The organism is Gemmobacter aquatilis, assembly GCF_900110025.1.
GTDB lineage: Bacteria > Pseudomonadota > Alphaproteobacteria > Rhodobacterales > Rhodobacteraceae > Gemmobacter > Gemmobacter aquatilis.
On record NZ_FOCE01000011.1, the window covers coordinates 85,253 to 102,112 of the forward strand.

The 16,860-nt window shown below is 61.8% G+C and carries 14 protein-coding genes and 1 pseudogene; 11 read left to right on the top strand and 4 right to left on the bottom strand.

All coding sequences use genetic code 11. The features are described from left to right. Positions 1-2: 2 nt before the first annotated feature. Positions 3-701, bottom strand: a complete 699-nt coding sequence (locus BMX43_RS16390; RefSeq protein ID WP_091303239.1) for a cyclic nucleotide-binding domain-containing protein — start codon at positions 699-701, stop codon at positions 3-5. Between the two features lie 253 nt (positions 702-954). Between BMX43_RS16390 and BMX43_RS16395 the strand changes: the two genes are divergently transcribed. The 11 genes and pseudogenes from BMX43_RS16395 to BMX43_RS20020 all read left to right on the top strand — a co-directional run. Then, a complete protein-coding gene (locus BMX43_RS16395; RefSeq protein ID WP_091303240.1) occupies positions 955-3,678 on the top strand; it encodes a nitrate/nitrite transporter in 2,724 nt (907 codons plus the stop codon). Between the two features lie 15 nt (positions 3,679-3,693). Beyond that, a complete protein-coding gene (locus BMX43_RS16400; protein ID WP_091303241.1) occupies positions 3,694-7,440 on the top strand; it encodes a nitrate reductase subunit alpha in 3,747 nt (1,248 codons plus the stop codon). After that, a complete protein-coding gene (narH, locus tag BMX43_RS16405) occupies positions 7,437-8,963 on the top strand; it encodes a nitrate reductase subunit beta (RefSeq protein WP_091303242.1) in 1,527 nt (508 codons plus the stop codon). Before BMX43_RS16400 ends, narH begins: the two co-directional genes overlap by 4 nt. Positions 8,964-8,965: 2 nt before the next feature. Continuing rightward, a complete protein-coding gene (gene narJ, locus BMX43_RS16410) occupies positions 8,966-9,685 on the top strand; it encodes a nitrate reductase molybdenum cofactor assembly chaperone (RefSeq protein WP_091303243.1) in 720 nt (239 codons plus the stop codon). A gap of 1 nt (position 9,686) precedes the next feature. Further along, the gene (gene narI / locus BMX43_RS16415; protein WP_091303244.1) at positions 9,687-10,472 is read left to right on the top strand and encodes a respiratory nitrate reductase subunit gamma; all 786 of its coding nucleotides are present in this window, start codon (positions 9,687-9,689) and stop codon (positions 10,470-10,472) included. Between the two features lie 5 nt (positions 10,473-10,477). Then, positions 10,478-11,272 (top strand): peptidylprolyl isomerase, encoded by a 795-nt coding sequence (locus tag BMX43_RS16420; protein WP_091303245.1) that lies wholly within the window; start codon positions 10,478-10,480, stop codon positions 11,270-11,272. Between the two features lie 20 nt (positions 11,273-11,292). Further along, positions 11,293-11,862 carry a hemerythrin domain-containing protein gene (locus BMX43_RS16425; RefSeq protein WP_091303246.1) on the top strand — a complete coding sequence of 190 codons (570 nt, stop codon included), beginning with the start codon at positions 11,293-11,295 and terminating at the stop codon, positions 11,860-11,862. Further along, the gene (locus BMX43_RS16430; RefSeq protein ID WP_091303271.1) at positions 11,852-12,469 is read left to right on the top strand and encodes a carbonic anhydrase; all 618 of its coding nucleotides are present in this window, start codon (positions 11,852-11,854) and stop codon (positions 12,467-12,469) included. The genes BMX43_RS16425 and BMX43_RS16430 overlap by 11 nt, the downstream gene beginning before the upstream one ends. After that, positions 12,466-13,743, top strand: a complete 1,278-nt coding sequence (locus BMX43_RS16435; protein ID WP_091303247.1) for a molybdopterin molybdotransferase MoeA — start codon at positions 12,466-12,468, stop codon at positions 13,741-13,743. Before BMX43_RS16430 ends, BMX43_RS16435 begins: the two co-directional genes overlap by 4 nt. 11 nt (positions 13,744-13,754) lie before the next feature. Further along, entirely contained in the window at positions 13,755-14,276 is a 522-nt protein-coding gene (locus tag BMX43_RS16440) for a DUF2478 domain-containing protein (protein WP_091303248.1), read from the top strand. 292 nt (positions 14,277-14,568) lie between these two features. Continuing rightward, positions 14,569-14,733 (top strand): annotated as a pseudogene (locus BMX43_RS20020) (single-stranded DNA-binding protein); the annotation flags it as partial. 119 nt (positions 14,734-14,852) lie between these two features. Here the strand turns inward: BMX43_RS20020 and BMX43_RS16450 are convergent. From BMX43_RS16450 to BMX43_RS16460, 3 genes are read right to left on the bottom strand one after another with little or no spacing between them, the layout of a single operon-like run. Then, positions 14,853-15,074, bottom strand: coding sequence for a hypothetical protein (locus tag BMX43_RS16450; protein WP_091303249.1), 222 nt, complete (start codon positions 15,072-15,074; stop codon positions 14,853-14,855). Continuing rightward, on the bottom strand, positions 15,071-15,781 hold the full coding sequence (locus BMX43_RS16455) for a hypothetical protein (RefSeq protein WP_139201601.1): 711 nt from the start codon (positions 15,779-15,781) through the stop codon (positions 15,071-15,073). The genes BMX43_RS16450 and BMX43_RS16455 overlap by 4 nt, the downstream gene beginning before the upstream one ends. Further along, positions 15,781-16,506 carry a nucleotide-binding protein gene (locus BMX43_RS16460; protein ID WP_091303251.1) on the bottom strand — a complete coding sequence of 242 codons (726 nt, stop codon included), beginning with the start codon at positions 16,504-16,506 and terminating at the stop codon, positions 15,781-15,783. Before BMX43_RS16460 ends, BMX43_RS16455 begins: the two co-directional genes overlap by 1 nt. Positions 16,507-16,860 lie beyond the last annotated feature (354 nt).

Consider the following 16,860-nt stretch of genomic DNA (forward strand, 5'->3'; position numbering starts at 1 on the left):
CGTCAGGTCGAAAAATCGTCAATCAGCGGATTGGGCTTGGCAAATCGTTCCAGGTCCGTCTGATCATTTATAGTGATCCGTGTGCCCTCGACTGCCACACCATAAGGCAGCAACCCCTTGAACGCGCGGCTCAGGTTTTCGGGCGTCATCCCAAGTACGGAAGCAAGTCTGCGCTTTTCGAAGTCCAGATCAAAGGCCGCATTGCCACCAGCGCGCTTCTGCTGCCGCAAAAGATAGTTCGCCAACCGTTCAAGCGAGGTTCGCAGCTTGAGGTCCTTTTGCGACTTGATGACCGAGCGATAGCACTGCGCAAGCTCTGTCACGATCGCACGTGCAAAGTTGCCGTCCACGTCGAAGATGGCACGCACATCCTGACTGGGGATCAGGACAATTCGGCTTTTCTCCAGTGTTCGCGCCGACATCAGATAGGGGGCGTTCTTGATCGTGGCAGCAAGGATAAACGTCGCAATCGGCCGTACAGTGGCAAGGCTGGTGTCGCGCCCGTTCCATTGCGAAAACAGATCGACCGATCCCGATAAGACGACGTGCAGGAAATCACTCGGCTCGCCCTCGCTGATCAATTCGATCTGCGGGGGGAAGTTCTGCACGTAAGCTCCCCGCATCAGGGCAAAGAAATTCTCATCCGTCATTCCTGAAAACAGGCCAAGTGCCCTAACTTCGGGGTAATGCTGTTCTGGCATGGCTGCACTCCCTTGTCGGTCGACGCCAGCATCCATTCGACGCTTGATATTTGTCAAGCGGTGAATGGATCGGCGCAGAATTGCTCTTGACCAAGCCTGCGCGCGCAGATGACAATTTCCGATAACTCATTTATTTCGCAGCACATTTTGTGATATGTGATCTAGATCAAACTCATTGGGCCGCCTTGGCCGCAGGTCTGGTGCCAATCCCCGCCTCGGGGTGATCACACCATTCCTGCCGGAGGCCCCTGCCATGCAGTCCCACGCCACCGCCTCGCGCGCCGATCAGAACCGCGCTCTGGGCCTGAGTACCATCGCCTTTACTGCCTGTTTCGCGGTCTGGACGATTTTTTCCATCATCGGCGTCGCCATCAAGGGCGAGCTGGGCCTGAACGACACCCAGTTCGGCCTGCTGGTCGCCACGCCGATCCTGACAGGGTCACTGACCCGCATCTTCCTCGGCGTCTGGACCGAGAAATACGGCGGACGGCTGGTGTTTTCAGCGCAGATGATCCTTGCGGCTTTGGCCACATGGGCCCTGACCTTCGCGGACACCTACATCATGTATCTGGTCGCAGCGCTAGGTGTCGGCCTTGCCGGCGGGTCTTTCATCATCGGCGTGGCCTATGTCAGCCGCTGGTACGACGCGGGCCATCAGGGCACGGCTCTGGGCATCTTCGGGGCAGGCAACATCGGCGCTGCGGTGACCAAGTTCGTGGCGCCCTTCGTGATGGTGGCCTATGGTTGGCAGGGCGTGGCCAACGTCTGGGCGGCGGCACTAGCCCTGATGGGGGTGATCTTCTTCGTCTTTGCCAAGGATGACCCGGCGCTGGTCGAACGGCGCCGGACGGGGGCCAAAGCCCCCGGCTTTGCCCAGCAGTTCGCGCCACTGAAGAATCTGCAGGTCTGGCGCTTCTCACTTTACTACTTCTTCGTCTTTGGCGCCTTCGTGGCGCTGGCGCTGTGGCTGCCGCACTACCTGATCGACGTCTATGCCGTTGATGTCCGCACGGCGGGCATGGCTGCGGCCTCGTTCAGTCTCTCTGCCTCGTTGTTTCGCGCCTATGGCGGGCACCTGTCGGACAAGTTCGGCGCGCGGTCGGTCATGTACTGGACCTTCGGCTTTTCCATGCTGTTCCTGTTCATGCTGTCCTATCCGCCGACGGACTACGTTATCCAGGGCAAGGAGGGCCTGATCTCCTTTTCGACCAGCATGGGCCTTTGGCCGTTCATCGTCACGCTCTTCGCACTCGGCTTTTTCATGAGCCTCGGAAAGGCGGCGGTGTTCAAGCACATCCCGGTCTATTACCCCAACAATGTCGGCGCGGTCGGCGGCTTGGTCGGCATGATCGGCGGTCTTGGCGGCTTTGCCCTGCCCATCGCCTTCGGTGCCCTGCTGGATCTGACGGGCATCTACACCTCGTGTTTCGCGCTCCTGTTCGTGCTGGTCGGCATTGCGCTGATGTGGATGCACCTGTCGGTCCGGGCAATGGAACGCGCCGCCCATGGCGAGGTTCTGGACCGCCTGCCGCAACTGCCTGAAATGCAGTCCATCCACCATCCCGAGCGCACGACCATGCCGCGCGTGCTGGAAGACTGGCGTCCGGAAGAGCCGCAGTTCTGGACCGACAAGGGCCGTGCCGTCGCGCGCCGCAACCTGTGGATCTCGATCCCGGCGCTGCTTCTGGCTTTCTCGGTCTGGATGGTCTGGTCGATGGTCGTGGCCAAGCTGCCGCTGATCGGCTTTGCCTTCACCCCGGAGCAACTGTTCTGGCTAGCAGCCCTGCCCGCCCTGTCGGGCGCCACGCTGCGCATCTTCTATGGCTTCATGGTGCCGATCTTTGGCGGGCGGCTTTGGACGACGCTGTCCACGGCCTCGCTGATGCTGCCTGCCATCGGCATCGGCTATGCCGTGCAGAACCCCGAAACCCCCTACTTCATCTTCTTGGTGCTGGCGCTGCTTTGCGGCTTGGGCGGGGCCAACTTCGCCTCCAGCATGGCGAATATCGGCTACTTCTTTCCCAAGGCCGAAAAGGGAAATGCGCTGGCCCTGAACGCGGGGCTGGGGAACCTTGGCGTCAGTGTCATGCAGTTCCTCGTGCCGCTGGTCATCACCGTGGGCGTGTTCGGCACCGTGGGTGGTGCGCCGCAAACTGTGGCTGAAACCGGTGCCAGCTTGTGGATGCAGAATGCCGGGTTCATCTGGGTGCCGTTCATCCTGATCTCGACCGTCGTCGCATGGCTGGGTATGAACGACATCGCCGATGCCAAGGCCAGCTTTGCCCAGCAGTCGGTGATCTTCGGGCGCACTCACAACTGGCTGATGTGCGCCCTGTATATCGGCACTTTCGGCAGCTTCATCGGCTATTCGGCTGGCTTTCCGCTACTCAGCCGGATCGCCTTCCCCGATATCAACGCCCTGCAATACGTCTTCCTCGGTCCGCTGGTTGGTGCGCTGTCGCGTGCAGGCACGGGCTGGGTATCTGACCGCTTCGGCGGCGGGCGCGTCACCTTCTGGGTGTTCGTGGGTATGATCGTCAGTGTTCTGGCCGTGATCCTGTCGCTGCAGGCCGGGTCTTTTGCCGGGTTCTTCGCGGGCTTCATGGCGCTGTTCTTCTTCACCGGGGTGGGCAACGCCTCCACCTTCCAGATGATCCCGGTCATCATGGGCCGTGAAGTGCCGCGCCTGATGCCACAACTGACCGGTGCCGACTGCGCCCGCCAGATCGCCATGGAATCGGGCGGGATCGTCGCCTTCACCAGCGCCATCGGGGCTTACGGCGGGTTCTTCATCCCCAAGGCCTACGGATCGTCGATCGCCATGACCGGCAGCCCCATCGGCGCGCTGTGGCTGTTCCTGATCTTTTACGTGCTGTGCCTTGCCATCACCTGGGTCGTCTACACGCGCCCCGGCGGGCTTCTCCATGACATCGAGCGCGGCCGTGTGACCCCTGCCGCCGCCCATCCCGCAGAATAACGAAAGGACGCCACGATGAGCCACCTTCTCGACAGATTGAACTTCTTCCAAAGCAAAGAGCTTGAGCAATTCTCGGACGGCTGGGGCCAGACCACACGCGAAAACCGGGATTGGGAAGACGTCTACAGAAACCGCTGGCGGCACGACAAGATCGTCCGCTCGACCCACGGGGTGAACTGCACCGGGTCCTGTTCGTGGAAAATCTACGTCAAATCCGGCATCGTGACCTGGGAGACGCAGCAGACCGATTATCCCCGCACCCGGGCGGGCCTGCCCAACCACGAACCGCGCGGCTGTGCGCGGGGCGCGTCCTACAGCTGGTATCTTTACTCTGCCAACCGGGTGAAGAACCCGCTGATCCGTGGCGCTCTGATGCGGGCCTGGCGCAAGATGCGCCCCACGATGACGCCGGTCGCCGCCTGGGCCGCGATCCAGAACGATCCGGTGCTGCGCGCGAGCTATACCAAGACGCGCGGCAAGGGCGGTTTCGTGCGCGCCACCTGGGATGAGGCGACCGAAATCATCGCGGCGGCCAACGCCTACACCGCCAAGACCTATGGCCCCGACCGGGTGTTCGGCTTCTCACCGATTCCGGCCATGTCGATGGTCAGCTATGCCGCCGGTTCGCGCTATCTGTCGCTTCTCGGTGGCACCTGCATGTCGTTCTACGATTGGTACTGCGACCTGCCGCCCGCATCCCCCCAGACCTGGGGCGAACAGACCGACGTGCCGGAATCGGCCGATTGGTACAATGCGGGCTTTCTGATGCTGTGGGGGTCGAACGTGCCGCAGACCCGCACGCCCGACGCGCATTTCTACACAGAGGTCCGGTATCGCGGCACAAAATCCGCCGTGGTCAGCCCGGACTATTCGGAAGCGGCAAAGTTTGGCGACATCTGGCTGAACCCGCAGGCCGGGACGGATGCGGCACTGGCGATGGCGATGGGCCACGTCATCCTGCGCGAGTTCCATCTGGACCGGCAGGCCGCGTATTTCGAGGATTACGCCCGCAAATACACCGACATGCCGATGCTGGTGCGGCTGGAGGACAAGGACGGGCATCTGGTGCCGGGTCGGATGCTGCGGGCCGATGATTTTGACGGCAAGCTGGGCGAGACCAACAGCCCCGACTGGAAGACCGTTGCTTATGACAGGGCTTCGGGCCAGATCGTCGCCCCCAACGGATCTATCGGCTTTCGCTGGGGCGAAGAGGGCAAGTGGAATCTCGAAGAGCGGGCGACCGGGGCCGAGACCCAGCTGCGCCTGAGCCAGATCCTTGACGGGGATCACGACGCGATCGTTGGCGTCGATTTCCCGTATTTCGGCGGTGCCGCGACCGGGGATTTCGTGAAATGCGATCACCCCGAGGTGCTGACCCGCAACATCCCCGTGCGCCGCGTCCTTCTGGCTGATGGCCAAGAGGCGCTGGTCGCCACGGTGTTCGACCTGTTCTGCGCGAATTACGGCCTTGACCGTGGCCTTGGCGGCACCTGGGTGTCCAGAAGCTTTGACGACGACAGCCCCTATACCCCCGCCTGGGCGGAAAAGATCACCGGCGTGGCGCGCGAAAAGATCATCGCCGTGGCGCGGGAATTTGCGGGCAATGCCGAAAAGACCCGTGGCAAGTCGATGGTCATCCTCGGGGCCGGTCTGAACCACTGGTATCACATGGACATGGCCTATCGCGGCATCATCAACATGCTGGTGATGTGCGGGTGCATCGGGCAAGAGGGCGGCGGCTGGTCGCATTATGTGGGGCAGGAAAAACTGCGCCCGCAGACCGGCTGGCAGCCGCTGGCCTTCGCGCTGGACTGGAATCGCCCGCCCCGGCACATGAACTCGACCAGCGCCTGGTATGCCCATACCGACCAATGGCGGTATGAGACGCTGCGCGCGGGCGAGATCCTGTCGCCAACCGCCCCCGAAGGCGATTGGGATGTTTCCCTGATCGACTACAACATCCGCGCCGAACGCATGGGCTGGCTGCCGTCTGCGCCGCAGTTGAAAACCAACCCGCTGGAGGTGGCGAAGGCGGCCAAGGCGGCGGGCAAGGCAATTCCGGCCTATGTGGCTGAACAGCTCAAATCCGGCGGTCTGCAGATGTCCTGCGAAGATCCGGATGCGCCGGAAAACTGGCCGCGCAACCTGTTCGTCTGGCGGTCGAACCTGCTGGGGTCCAGTGGCAAGGGCCATGAATATTTCCTCAAGCACCTGTTGGGCACCGATCATGGCGTGCTGGGCAAGGATCTGGGCGAGGAAGGCGGCGTGATGCCGAAAGAGGCCGTCTGGCACGACAAGGCGCCGCAGGGCAAGCTTGACCTGCTGGTCTGCATCGACTTCCGCATGTCCACCACGGCGGTCTATTCCGACATCGTGCTGCCGACCGCCAGCTGGTATGAAAAGGACGATCTGAACACGTCCGACATGCACCCGTTCATCCATCCGCTGCAGGCGGCGGTGGACCCGGCTTATGAAAGCAAATCCGACTGGGAGATCTTCAAGGCGATTGCCCGCAAATTCTCGGAAGTGGCGCCCGAGGTGCTGGGGGTGGAGACAGATATCGTCCAGCTTCCGTTGCTGCACGATACCCCCGGTGAACTGGCGCAGGCGCATGTGCGCGACTGGAAGAAGGGCGAATGTGATCTGATCCCCGGCAAGACCGCGCCTAACTATATCGCGGTGGAGCGGGATTACCCCAACCTTTACAAGAAGTTCACCTCGGTGGGGCCATTGCTTGAACGCTTGGGCAATGGCGGCAAGGGCATCACCTGGGATACCAAGGTCGAGGTGAAGCACCTGCGCGACCTGAATGGCGTGGTGTTGGACGCGGGCGTGTCTCAGGGGATGGCCAAGCTGGAAACCGCCATCGACGCGGCGGAAATGATCCTGATGCTGGCGCCCGAAACCAACGGCGAAGTGGCCGTCAAGGCATGGGAAGAGCTGGAAAAACCGACAGGCCGCCATCATGCCCATCTGGCCGAAGGCGCGCACCATACCAAGATCCGCTTCCGCGACATCGCGGCGCAACCGCGCAAGATCATCTCGTCGCCCACATGGTCGGGCATCGAAAGCGAGGAGGTTTGCTACAATGCCGGCTATACCAATGTGCATGAGCTGATCCCGTGGCGCACTCTGACTGGCCGCCAGCAGCTTTATCAGGATCACCTGTGGATGCGGGCCTTTGGCGAAGGCTTCGTCAGCTATCGCCCGCCAGTGGACCTGAAGACCATCACCAAGGCTGTCAACAACGACGCCGCCGAGGGCAATCCGCATGTCGTGCTGAACTTCATCACCCCCCACCAGAAATGGGGCATCCACAGCACCTATACCGACAACCTGCTGATGCTGACGCTGAACCGGGGCGGGCCGGTGGTCTGGATGTCCGAGGTGGATGCGCAGAAGGCCGGGCTGGTCGATAACGACTGGGTCGAGGCCTACAACATCAACGGCGCGCTGACCGCGCGGGTGGTGGTGTCTCAGCGGATCAAGCAGGGCACGCTGTTCATGTATCACGCGCAGGAAAAGATCGTGAACACGCCCGGATCGGAAAAGACCGGCAACCGCGGCGGCATCCACAACTCGGTCACCCGCACCACGCTGAAACCCACGCACATGATCGGCGGTTATGCGCAACTGTCCTACGGCTTCAACTACTACGGCACCGTGGGCAGCAACCGCGACGAGTTCGTCGTCGTTCGCAAGATGAAGAAGATCGACTGGCTGGATATACCTGCAACCCGCAACGTGGAGGCCGCAGAATGAGAGTGCGCGCGCAAATCGGCAAGGTTCTGAACCTCGACAAATGCATCGGGTGTCACACCTGCTCGGTCACCTGCAAGAATGTCTGGACCAGCCGTGAAGGCGTTGAATACGCCTGGTTCAACAACGTCGAAACCAAGCCTGGCACCGGCTATCCGACCGACTGGGAAAACCAGAAGCGCTGGAACGGCGGCTGGGTGCGCTCCCGTTCCGGCAAGCTGCACCCGAAACAGGGAAGCAAGTGGCGGATTCTGGCGAATATCTTCGCCAACCCTGACATGCCGGAAATCGACGACTACTATGAGCCGTTCGATTTCGACTACGACCACCTGAAATCCGCGCCCGACATGAACGCCTTTCCCACCGCGCGCCCCCGGTCCAAGATCACCGGCGAACGGATGGAGAAGATCGAAAAGGGCCCGAACTGGGAGGAAATCCTCGGCGGCGAATTCTCGAAGCGGTCCAAGGACTACAACTTCGAAAACATCCAGAAGCAGATCTATGGAGAGTATGAGAATACCTTCATGATGTATCTGCCCCGCCTGTGCGAGCATTGCCTGAACCCGACCTGTTCCGCCTCTTGCCCCTCGGGCGCGATCTACAAGCGTGAGGAAGACGGCATCGTCCTGATCGACCAGGAAAAATGCCGGGGCTGGCGGATGTGCATCTCGGGCTGTCCCTACAAGAAGGTCTATTACAACTGGGATACCGGCAAATCCGAGAAATGCACCTTTTGCTATCCGCGCATTGAATCGGGCCAGCCGACGGTCTGTTCGGAAACCTGTGTCGGGCGCATCCGCTATCTGGGCGTCATCCTTTATGACGCCGACAAGATCGAGGCGGCGGCTAGTTCAGAGCGTGAGACCGACCTTTACGGCGCGCAGCTGGACGTGTTCCTTGACCCGAACGACCCCGAGGTGATCGCCGCAGCCCGCCGCGATGGCGTGCCGGAAGACTGGATCGAAAGCGCCAAGATCAGCCCGATCTGGAAAATGGCGATGGAGTGGAAGGTCGCCTTCCCGCTCCATCCCGAATACCGGACCCTGCCTATGGTCTGGTACATCCCGCCGCTTTCGCCGATCCAGAACGCGGCCCAGGCGGGGCAAATCGCGATGAGCGACCAGATGCCCGACGTGCGCAGCTTGCGCATCCCGGTCAAGTACCTCGCCAACATGCTGACGTCGGGGGATGAAGAACCCATCGTTCACGCGCTGGAACGGATGTCGGCAATGCGTCTCTACATGCGGGCGCTGACCGTGGACGGCGTGCGTGATGAAGGCATTGCCGCCCGCGTCGGCATGTCGGGCCGGATGATCGAGGACATGTACAAGATCATGGCCATCGCGGATTACGAGGACCGCTTCGCTATCCCAACCGCGCACCGCGAACAGAACGAAGCAGGCGCCGACATCCGTGGCGGCTGTGGGTTCACCGATGGCAACGGGTGTTCCGGCGGCGAGACCGGCAAGACGACCATGTTTGGTGGCAAGAAGAAATCCTTTGCCCTTCCGCTGGAGTCATTCTGATGATGGACCGCACACTAAAGGCGTTGTCGCTGACACTCAGCTATCCGACGGCGGAACTTCAAGAGGCGATGCCCGAAATCGGGGCTATTCTGGCCTCTGACCTACGGCTGTCGACGCCAAACCGTCTGGCGCTGCAACGGCTTACCCATGACATCGGGCAAGGCGACCTGTTCGATGTTCAGGAAAGCTATGTGATGCTGTTCGACCGCTCGCGCACGCTGTCGCTGAACCTGTTCGAGCATGTTCATGGCGAAAGCCGTGATCGGGGTGGCGCGATGGTCAGCCTGATCGAGACATATCGTAGTGGCGGGTTCGAACCCGCCACCACCGAACTGCCCGACCACCTGCCGGTGCTTTTGGAATTCCTGTCGACGCGTCCCTTCCCAGAAGTACAGGAAACCTTGGCGGACGCGGCCCATATCTTCGACGCGCTTGGCATCCGTCTGGTGCGGCGTGGCAGCGGATATGACGCCGCGTTCGCCGCTTTGTCCCAGCTGGCCAACGTGCAGGTGGATGCCGACGCGCTGGCCGGAATGCTGGCGCAACCGGACGATGATCCCACCGACCTCGAGGCACTCGACGCCGTTTGGGAAGAGACCGAAGTCACCTTCGGCCCCGACCCGAACGCGGGATGCCCACAGGTCCGCGACATGCTGGCACTGATGGACACACCCGCACCCTCCCTGAAACCGGCCCCCGCCGCAATGAACAGGAGCGCATGACATGTTCGAAGGTTTCGACATCAACTTCACCATCTTCGGGGTCATGCCCTATGTCGCTCTGACGGTGTTCCTTGTTGGGTCCATCGCGCGCTATGAACGCGACCCCTTCACCTGGAAAAGCTCGTCCAGTCAGCTTCTGCGCCGCAAGCAGCTGATCTGGGGGTCAATCCTGTTCCACGCCGGTATCCTGACGGTGTTCTTCGGCCACCTTGTGGGGCTGTTCACGCCGGTCTGGGTGCTGGATGCGTTAGGGGTTCCCTATGGGCTGAAGCAGTGGATGGCTGTGCTGATCGGTGGCCCGGCTGGGCTTGCCGCATTGATCGGTGGCACGATGCTGATTCACCGGCGGTTGACCGATCCGCGTATCCGGGCCACCTCAACCACCCTTGATGTCCTGATCATGATCCTGATCTGGTTGCAGCTAGCCATCGGCCTTCTGACCATCACCCAGTCGCTTCAGCACATGGATGGGGCGGAGATGATCCGTTTCATGGAATGGTCGCAAAGCGTGGTCACCTGGAACGTGAACGCCTGGGTCACGGTGGTTGACGTGCACTGGCTGTTCAAGCTGCACATCTTCCTTGGCCTGATCATCACCATGCTGTTTCCCTTCACCCGGCTGGTGCACATCTGGTCCGGCTTCGCGGCCCCGTTCCGCTATCTGCTCACGCGGCCCGGCTATCAGATCGTGCGGTCGCGCCGCCGCCGCCCGCTGGAGGAACGCCGCCGCGCCTTTGACGCGCGGCAGGCCAAGCCCGGCCCCAAAGTCACAACACCGGCGGATTGAGCATCATGAACATCGCCCTTTTCCCCGATGTCACCGTGAACGGTGAGATCATCCCACAGGCTGTCATCGCCGCCGAGGCGCAAAACCACACCGCACCCAAGGACAAGCCCGGCATCGCCTGGCGCAAGGCGGCGCAGGCGTTGGCGATCCGGGCCCTGCTGCTGCAAGAGGCGCGTGCGCGCGGGCTGGTGCCAGACCCCGAGGAACTGGCCCCCGGCCGGGTCGAGACCGAGGACGAAGCCTTGATCCGCGCCCTGCTGGACGAGGCGCTGACGATTGCGCCTGTGACTGAGGAAGCCATCCGCGCGAAATGGGCGCGCGACCCCGGCCGCTATCGCTCGGCCCCGTTGTGGGACGTCTCGCACATCCTGTGCGCCTGCGATCCGCGCGACGAGGGTGAATCCAGCATGGCCGGGACCCGTGCGCAGGCGATCCTTGCGCGTCTGAAGGGCGACGCCAAAGGCTTTGCCACCGCCGCCCGCGAAAGCGATTGCGGATCAAAGGCAGCGGGCGGGCATCTGGGCCAGCTTGGCCCCGGCGATACCGTGCCCGAGTTCGAGGCGGTGCTGCGCGGCCTGTCCGAAGGCGGCATGACACCCGCCCCGGTCATGTCGCGGCACGGCTGGCACATCATCCGCCTGAACGCCACCGCGCAGGGGCAGGTTCTGCCCTATGACACCGTCCGCCCCAAGATCGCGCAGGCGTTGGAGAAAGCCGGTTGGGCACGCGCTTCGCGGGATTTTATTGAAGCACTGGCAAAGACGGCGACCATCACGGGCGCAAGCCTTGCCCCGATCTGAGCCACGCGAAAGGGTGCATCATGAAGACGGCAGAGCCAGTGCGGCGCGGTAGCGGTGACGCCCCGACGCATCCCGGCCTTCTTGGTCGGCCTCTCGACTTCATCAGCGAAGATCATCTGCGCGAGCGCCAGATTTGCGCGGTGATCGACGCAATTGCGCTGGCCGCGCACCTTGACCGACCTTCTGCGCTGACCGTGCTGCGCTTCCTGAACGAAGAGTTGAACGTGCATCTGCGCGATGAGGCCGAGGATCTGTTCCCGCTTCTTGCCAAGCGTTGCCCGGCCGAGGACTGCATCGAAAATGCGATCAACCGGATAAGGATCGACCAGAATGCGGCCCTGCGCCTGATGCCCGATGTGCGCGCCACGCTGGCAGGGGGCCTCGATACCGGGGCCGATCTTTCGGCCGAGGGACGTGCGATGCTGACCAGCTTCGCGGGGCATGTGCGCCGTCATCTTGTCGCCGAAAACGCAATCCTGTTGCCCATCGCCCGCGCCCGGCTGACCCGAGCCGATCTGGCAAGGCTGTCCGCACATATGCGGGCGCGGCGGGGGCTGACCCACCTTGCGGAGCCCCTAAATGCTGAATGATGTTCTGCAGCGCAACCGGGACTGGTCGGCCAAGCGACAGGCGCAGGAGCCGGGCTATTTTACCCGCCTCGCAGCCCAGCAGGCGCCTGAATTCTTCTGGATCGGCTGCTCGGACAGCCGGGTTCCTGCCAACGTGGTCGCGGGCCTTGATCCGGGCGAGGTGTTTGTCCATCGAAACGTGGCCAACATCGTCCATTCGTCGGACATGAACCTTCTGTCGGCGCTGGAATTCGCGGTCGAGGTGCTAGCCGTGCGTGAGATTATCGTCTGCGGTCATTACGGCTGTGGCGGCGTCAAAGCCGCAACGGAAGGTCTGCCGCAGGGACTTACCTACCACTGGCTGGAGCCGATCCGGCGGCTTGCGCGGGCCTATGCCGTCGATCTGGGGCGCGAGCCAGATATGGAAGGGCGGCGTGACCGTCTGGCGGAATTCAACGTGGTCGAGGGTGTCCGCCGCGTGGGCGAGACGCCGATCCTGCAACGGGCCTGGGCACGCGGTGCGAACTGTCGGGTGCATGGGCTGATCTATGGGCTGAAGGACGGCCTCTTGCGCGACCTTGATTGCAGCATCGGCCCCGGGCATTTCAATGAGGAGTGGGCGCAATGACGATCCTGCAGCCAGTAACGCGGTCCGGCTGTGGCTGCGAAGGGCATGATGTCGCAAAGAAGTTGATCACCATCGATGCGGCGCTGGCCCTGATCGCAGATCGCACAGCCGTCGTCGATGGAGCGGAGGATATTCCGCTTGACCGGGCGCTTGGGCGCATTCTGGCAGGACCGGTCACGTCTCGCTTCATGTCCCCGCCTTTCGACAACGCCGCCATGGATGGCTTTGCCTTAGCCTCTGCGGCGCTGTCGGGCGACGGACCGTGGACACTTGATGTTGTCACGCGGGTTCCCGCGGGGCAGACCTCGGCCGTGCCGCTTTTCGGCCTGCAGGCCGCGCGCATTTTTACCGGGGCGAAGGTCCCTGAAGGTGCGGATGCCGTTGTGATGCAGGAAGATGTCAAACTGACCGGCAGCACCATCCGCATCGACCAGCGACCGAAGCCCGGCCTCAACATCCGCCACGCGGGCAGCGAGATGGGAGCAGGCGTCACGGTTCTGGATCAGGGTCGGCGTCTTGACGCGCGCGCGATTGCCGCCTGTGCTGCTGCCGGGGCGGGATCAATCCCTGCGCGCAGGCGATTGCGCGTGGCGCTTTTGGTGACTGGGGATGAAATCCGCGCGGCCAGTGCGGGGCGTGCCGACGCTCAGATCTGGGACATAAATACCCCCATGTTGTCCGCCGCCCTCACGCAACCCCATCTTGATCTTGTCGCCGTCGAACAGGGTCTAGACAGCCGTGACGGGTTGTTTTTGCAGTTGGCAGAGATGACTGCCTGTGCCGACCTTGTCATCACCACCGGCGGCATATCGGTCGGCGAAGAGGACCACGTCAAACCGGCGCTGCTTGCCCTGGGCGGTGACATCCATTTCAGCGGCGTTGCTCTCAAACCAGGTAAGCCGGTGTCCTTCGGCTGCGTCCGGGGCTCAACCTGGCTGGGCCTGCCGGGCAATCCATTGTCTGCCTTCGTGACCTGGCAGCTTTTCGGAACGGCGTTGGTTGCCAGATTGACCGGCGAGGCCGGACAGGCTGCCCGGCGCCACGTCGTCACGGGCGCGAACATTTCACGAAAGGCCGGACGCTGCGAGTTGCGCCCGGCGATCTGCACGGGCTTTGATGGCCACGGGCGCGAGGTCGTGACGTTTGATGCTGAAACCCATTCCGCCCATGTCTGCGCGTTACCTGACAGTGACGGTCTGATCTTTCTGCCTGCTGGCTGCGATTTCCTCCCCGCAGGCGCGCTCGTCGAATTTCAACCCTTCTGCCGGACCTGAGGAGGCCCAGAATGAACCTCGCTTACACAATGGCAGCGGGCCGGGGCGATACCGACCTGATCCTGTTCAAGCTGGCGAACGTATTGGCAGCACGCGGCCTTCGCTGCTGTGGCACGGTCCAGATAAACTCCGAGCGTGGCGATACGGGGCCCTGCGACATGGATATTCGGGTTTTGCCCGATGGACCGGTCCTGCGGATCAGCCAGGACCTCGGCCGCGCCTCGCGCGGCTGCAGGCTTGACCCGGCGGCGATCGAGACAGCTGTGGGTCTGGTAACGGCCAGTCTTGAAAAGGGCGCGGACGTACTGATCGTTAACAAGTTCGGCAAGCATGAAGCCGAAGGTCGCGGTTTCCGGACGGTGATTGCAGACGCACTCGCTTACGGAATTCCTGTGATTGTTGGTGTCAACGCACTGAACTTACCTGCGTTTCATCAGTTCTCACAAAGTCTCGCCGTAGGCCTGCCGTGTGAAACCAATGCGTTGGCAGATTGGGTGGCAGGTCTCGACTCTGGCAGCGTTCATGCGGCGTGAATGGCTGCGTTCTTCCAAGCACTGGCCTCGCTTCGCGCTGCATGAGTGACCGCTTTCGCGGCATTTCGGCACCTGCAATGCCGCATTGCCGTCAGTCTGCTTTCCGCCTTTTGCGCGAGGTCGGCGGTAGCAGGTGGTCGGCCCTTCGGAACGTTGCACATGATACCTCAAAATCAGAAGCGGTTGATTATGGCGCTTCTCGGAAACCTTTGCGTGACGCCCCTTCAGTGATCGAGTCCTGCCCCCCACGCACAACCAACGCGACATAAAGTGCGTTTTGCTGTGCTTCGGCCTTGAACACGATCGTGATGCGGTTGCCAAGTGGACCGATGCCGCCGGGGTCGACCGCTATGGTTGCGAGATCATCGCCGAGAAGGCCGATTTCCTCTCCCGCCCGAAGGCTGGTGAAGGCGAAGACCCCGAACTGGTTAACCGCGAGCACCAGTTCGTAAGCTGAGCTTCGCCAGACAAGGCCCGGTGGCGCAAGCCGCCGGGCCTCATTGCTTCGCTTCGAAGCTGACTTTTGCCTCAGGCAAGAAGATCAGCATGGAACGGCCAATCCGTTCCACCCGGATGCTACGCGGGCGCGAAATCGGTCACGACCAGAGCCCCCTTCGCCCGTCGCTTGTTGGGCGTGTACCAGACGGTCTTGCGCTCGCCGGTTCGGCTGAACTCATAGGTCACCCCGAGGATTGTCTCGCGCCGATCCGGATCGACCATCCATTCGACGGGCGTGCCGACGTCGAATTCAGACGGTGGGATGGTGCGCTCGAGGGCAGGGGCTTCTGTGCTGGTCATTGTTCGTCTCCCTCGTTTGTTGTCTGAATTTTCGCCTTGGCCAGAGCGGCGTCGAACGCATCCTGGAACCGCGCGCGGTAGGCTGGACCAATGGCACGCGCCAATCCAAGGACGCCAAGCGGGTCATGGATTTTTGCCAGGTCCGCCGCGAACTGCGGGCGCAAGGTCAAGGTCACGCTTGTGGGATGCTTGCCTCGTGCGCCGCGGGATTCTTCGACATCCGGCATCCCATCACGTTCCCAATCGTCGAAGACTTGATCGCGCAGACCCTGAGCGACGCGACGGATCAGAAACTGAACGGTGCACCGTGCAGCCGTCGCCCACTCTTCAGCCAGCAAAGCTTGCCGGGTGGTCAGCGACAACGCGACATGGACGACATGCCCTCGCGCAGCTGACCCCGTGGCAACACCAGTCGGCTTCGCATGCCAACCGTTTTCAGCGACCAAGACCTTTTCCTCGTCCCGGGACTTTTCTTTGAAGCCAATGCGCTGTTCGCCAACTTCGCCTGCGTTGCCGCCTTGCGGAGCCGCTACCTCAATCGCCGGTGACAAAGGTTTCGGCTCTGCCACGGCTTCAACCGAAGTCGGCGGCGCTGAGCTTGCCCAATCGGCCACATCACTCGTGCCAGCTTTCCCGCCAAACCCCAGCTTTGCCGAAAACCCCGCGTCCTGCCGAATGATCCGCATCATGTCCTTGCGCTGCGCCATCATGCGATCTCCGCCGGGATGAGGATCAGCTGGTCGATTTCTTCCAAAAGGTCTCCTGCCTCCTTCACGGCACTCTGGACATGCGCAGCAAGCGCCCGGTTTGGCGTCTTGTCCGCAATCACCCCGAGAAGCCCTTCCTGATCCATCCGAACATAAGCGGCGCGGTTTCCGAGGTAGGCTTCAAGGGCGGGCAGGGAGCTGAACAACTCTTCGGCCACCGCGCGCTCGGTCTCTGATACCCGCACCGATACCCGGTTGAGCGACACAGAAAACCCTGCAAGCTCGTCTGGCTTTTCCACCCGACCGCGCAGCTTCAGGTACCAGTTGGCAGTTTCCAGCGTCTCGCTCAGATCGCCCCGCGACAGCATCATCGGGCAAATGATCCGGTGCGCTGCGATTGCCAAAACGTCCTGCGCTTCTGATCCGCCGCCGAAGGTGTCGATCAGGATCAGATGCTCTTGATCTTGTTGCTCATAGATCTGCCCGATGGCTTCTGCCACCCGGTGGGCATCCAGCGTGTGGATCACTTCAACCAAAGGTGACCAGTTGCCTGCGTCCTTTCCCGCCTGCATCCACGTGAGGCAGGATTTTGAGGCATCGGTGTCAAAGATCGTGACCGTCTCTCCCCGGGCCGCAGCAGCAGAGGCCAGGGCGCGGCAGAGGGTGCTCTTGCCCGATCCCCCCTTGCGGTTCAACACCAATACAACGCGTATTCCGTAGCCCATATCACCTTCCTCACTTCACCGATTACATTTCTCACAATGCGGATCGCTTAAATCTTTTATCTTAACTCGCATCACTTTGATCTGATTGCACGCTGCGGATATCTGAAACCGGCTCGCGCAAATTTTATTGCGCAAGGCGTATCTCTTTAATCTTTTGTCTGATTAATGGATGCGGATGTCTTTTATCTGATCGCGCAATGCGTGTATCACAAGGCGGAACCCCGAACACACATCCCTGATGCCACAAGACGCATCCCACACTTCCTTTCTCCGGACCCTGAACACAGAGTGGCAGGCTCCGCACGGTAAACAAAACAAGACTTTAGGCCCGTATTCACAAGGAGAATACGCCTC